Source organism: uncultured Phenylobacterium sp. (assembly GCF_902826855.1).
In the GTDB taxonomy this organism is placed as follows: domain Bacteria; phylum Pseudomonadota; class Alphaproteobacteria; order Caulobacterales; family Caulobacteraceae; genus Phenylobacterium.
Genome location: NZ_CADEGK010000031.1, coordinates 1 through 3423 on the forward strand (window position 1 = coordinate 1; position 3423 = coordinate 3423).

Sequence of the window (3423 nt, forward strand, 5' to 3'; positions counted from 1 at the left end):
CGAACGCTTCCTGCGGGATCTCGACCTTGCCGAACTGGCGCATGCGCTTCTTGCCGGCTTTCTGCTTGTCCAGCAGCTTGCGCTTGCGGCTGGCGTCGCCGCCGTAGCACTTGGCGGTGACGTCCTTGCGGAGCGCACGCACGGTCTCGCGAGCGATGATCCGGCCGCCGATCGCCGCCTGGATCGGGATCGCGAACATGTGCGGACTGATCAGGTCCTTCATCTTCTCGACCATCCCGCGCCCCCTGGCCTCGGCCCGGTCGGCGTGGACCAGCATGCCCAGCGCATCCACCGGCTCGGAGTTCACCAGGATCGACATCTTCACCAGGTTGCCGACCCGGTAGTCCTCGATCTGGTAGTCGAAGGAGGCATAGCCCTTCGAGATCGACTTCAACCGGTCGTAGAAGTCGAACACCACCTCGTTCAGCGGCAGGTCGTAGACCACCATGGCGCGGCTGCCGACGTAGCTCAGTTCCCGCTGCTGGCCGCGGCGGTCCTGGCAGAGCTTGATGATCGGACCGAGGTACTCGTCGGGGGTGAAGATGGTGGCCTTGATCCACGGCTCGGCGATCGAGGCGATCTTGACGGGGTCGGGCAGGTCGGCCGGGTTGTGCAGCTCGATCGTCTCGCCGTTGATGAGGCCGATCTTGTAGACGACCGAAGGGGCCGTCGCGATCAGGTCGAGGTCGAACTCGCGGGAGAGCCGCTCCTGGATGATCTCCAGGTGCAGCAGGCCCAGGAACCCGCAGCGGAAACCAAAGCCGAGCGCCGCGCTGGTCTCCATCTCGTAGGTGAAGGAAGCGTCGTTCAGGCGCAGGCGGCCGATGGCCGCGCGCAGGTCCTCGAACTTGGCGGCGTCCACCGGGAAGAGGCCGCAGAACACAACGGACTGCACCTCGCGGAAGCCGGGCAGGGCTTGCGCCGCCGGTTTGCGCTCGTCGGTCAGGGTGTCGCCGACCGCGGCCTGGGCGACTTCCTTGATCTGGGCGGTGATGAAGCCGATCTCGCCGGGCCCCAGTTCCTCCACCTCGGTGCGCTTGGGGCGGAAGTAGCCGATGCGGTCGATCAGATGGGTGGAGCCCTGCTGCATCATGCGGATGCGCTGGCCGGAGCGCAGTACGCCGTCGATCACGCGGACCAGCACCACCACGCCCAGGTAGGCGTCGTACCAGGCGTCGACCAGCAGCGCCTTCAGCGGCGCGTCGCGGTCGCCCTTGGGCGGCGGCAGCCGCTTGACCACCGCTTCGAGCACTTCATGGATGCCGATGCCGGTCTTGGCGGAGCATTCCACCGCGTCGGAGGCGTCCAGGCCGATGACGTCCTCGATCTGCTGGCGCACCCGGTCCGGCTCGGCGGCGGGCAGGTCGATCTTGTTGAGGACCGGGACGATCTCGTGGTTGTTGTCGATGGCCTGGTAGACGTTGGCCAGCGTCTGGGCCTCGACCCCCTGGGAGGCGTCGACCACGAGGATCGAGCCCTCGCAGGCGGCCAGCGAGCGGGAGACCTCGTAGGCGAAGTCCACGTGGCCGGGCGTGTCCATCAGGTTGAGGATATAGGTCTCGCCGTCGTCGGCCTTGTACTCCAGCCGCACGGTCTGCGCCTTGATGGTGATGCCCCGCTCGCGCTCGATGTCCATGTTGTCGAGCACCTGCTCGGTCATCTCGCGCTGGGTCAGCGCGCCGGTCTCCTGGATGAGCCGGTCGGAGAGCGTGGACTTGCCGTGGTCGATATGGGCGACGATCGAGAAGTTGCGGATGTGTGAGAGCGGGGTGGACATGGCGGGGCCGCCTTTAGCACATCTCGCGGCGCAACATAGCGTGGGCTCCCGCCGCACGATCGCCATGGCAACGTGGTTAATCGCCCGTTAAGGCAGGCGCGGTCATCCAGGGGCCCTGGGCGGGATTCGCTGAAGCCGACTTGCAGGAGACACTGGCGCCCATGGACCGACGCACCCTTCTCGTATCCGGCGTGGCCCTGGCGGCGTCCGGCGCAGCCCGCGCGCAGACGCCGCCAGGCACGGCATTGCCGCCGCCGCCACCCTACGTGGAGAGCGCACCGCTGCCGCCGGCCGAGCCTCCGCAGAGGCGCGCCGCGCAACAGGGTCCGCAGGCCGCCGGCGTCCCGCCGGCCAAGACCTACACGCAGGACGAGATCGTCGGGAACGTCTCCGACTTCCTGGGCGTCACCGCCGAATCCGCCGGCGCCGTGGTGGAAAAACTGTTCGCCAACGAAGGGCGGCCCACCGGCTACATCGCCGGGGAGGAGGGCTCCGGCGCCTTCGTGATCGGGGCGCGTTATGGCCGCGGCCTGCTCTACATGAAGGACCGGGAGCCGATCGAAGTGTACTGGCAGGGCCCCTCTGCCGGCTGGGACTTCGGCGGCAACGCCAGCCGTGTCTTCGTCCTTTGCTACAACCTGCAGGTCCCCGAGACGATCTTCCAGCGCTTCCCCGGCGTGGAGGGGTCGGCCTATCTGGTGGGCGGCCTGGGCGTGAACTTCCAGCGCGCCGACCAGGTCACCCTGGCCCCGATCCGCGCCGGCGTAGGCCTCCGTCTCGGCGCCAACGTCGGCTACCTGTCGTACACGCGGAAGCGCAACCGGTTCCCGTTCTGACGGGCTCCTAGCCCCCGAACGCCGAGCGCAGCTTGTCCATGTGGGAGAGCACCGGGTTGGTGGGCTCGGTCGTCTGGCTCTCCAGATACATGCGACGGTCCAGGTGGCGGACGCGGTCATAGAGTCGCTCGGCGCGGTCGGCCAGACGGGTCAGCCCACGGGGCAGTTCGGCGCGGGCGGCGTCGGCCCCGGACACATCATCGGCATTGAGGCGGTAGCGGTCCTCGCAGGCCGCGGATGGCGCCATGTCGCCCTCGCGCACGGCCCGCTGCACCAGCAGCCACGAGGCCACCTGCATCAGCCGGGTGGTCAGGCGCATGCTCTCCGCCGCATAGGCGAGCGCGGCATTGCGCGACAGCAGCTTGGACTCCTGGCGGCCTTCGCCGTCCAGGTAGCTGGCGGTCTCCTCGACCAGCTCCATGCCTTCCTGGAACGTGCGCTCGAACAGTTCCGAACGGGCGAAGTCCTGGATGACGTCGTCACGCCAGTCGGGGCTCTGGATATCTCGCATCAGGTCGATCCTACACCGACTAGTGTTTCCACGCCCTGAACGAATCGCCGCGGGCGCGGCGGGGTCTGCGTCTGCAAGGCGCGCGCCTGCCCTAGTTCGAGGGCGAGGAGAACAGGGCGTCCGCGGCGGCGCGCCCGGCGCGCTTTCTGTCGATCTGCGCCTGCACCCGCGCGGCCTCCGAGGCCAGGATGTCGAGGCGTTCCTCGAGTTCGGCGATCCCGTACAGGTCGAGATCCTCGCGCATCGCTTCCATGAGCCGCTGACCGCGACCGACGCGGACTTCAGCAGGTTCTTCCATC

The 3423-nt window shown here is 68.1% G+C and carries 4 protein-coding genes; 1 reads left to right on the forward strand and 3 read right to left on the reverse strand.

The window, feature by feature from the left end; translation table 11 throughout:
- Nucleotides 1-1777, reverse strand: a 1777-nt coding sequence (gene lepA, locus QZV94_RS06595; protein WP_293677013.1) for a translation elongation factor 4, incomplete at its 3' end; no start/stop codon positions are given.
- A 161-nt stretch (nucleotides 1778-1938) separates the two neighbouring features.
- On the opposite strand from lepA, the gene QZV94_RS06600 reads away from it, so the two are divergent.
- Nucleotides 1939-2613 (forward strand): DUF1134 domain-containing protein, encoded by a 675-nt coding sequence (locus tag QZV94_RS06600; protein WP_293677014.1) that lies wholly within the window; start codon nucleotides 1939-1941, stop codon nucleotides 2611-2613.
- 7 nt (nucleotides 2614-2620) lie between these two features.
- Here the strand turns inward: QZV94_RS06600 and QZV94_RS06605 are convergent, their stop codons facing one another.
- Together QZV94_RS06605 and QZV94_RS06610 are read right to left on the reverse strand one after the other, a co-directional pair.
- A complete protein-coding gene (locus QZV94_RS06605; RefSeq protein ID WP_293677015.1) occupies nucleotides 2621-3124 on the reverse strand; it encodes a DUF1465 family protein in 504 nt (167 codons plus the stop codon).
- A 91-nt stretch (nucleotides 3125-3215) separates the two neighbouring features.
- On the reverse strand, nucleotides 3216-3422 hold the full coding sequence (locus QZV94_RS06610) for a DUF1192 domain-containing protein (protein ID WP_293677016.1): 207 nt from the start codon (nucleotides 3420-3422) through the stop codon (nucleotides 3216-3218).
- Nucleotide 3423: the final 1 nt, after the last annotated feature.

Excerpts from the sequence above, each read along its gene's own strand:
- QZV94_RS06600 (WP_293677014.1), top strand. The coding sequence starts at position 1,939 with ATGGACCGACGCACCCTTCTCGTATCCGGCGTGGCCCTGGCGGCGTCC.
- QZV94_RS06605 (WP_293677015.1), bottom strand. The coding sequence starts at position 3,124 with ATGCGAGATATCCAGAGCCCCGACTGGCGTGACGACGTCATCCAGGAC.
- QZV94_RS06610 (WP_293677016.1), bottom strand. The coding sequence starts at position 3,422 with ATGGAAGAACCTGCTGAAGTCCGCGTCGGTCGCGGTCAGCGGCTCATG.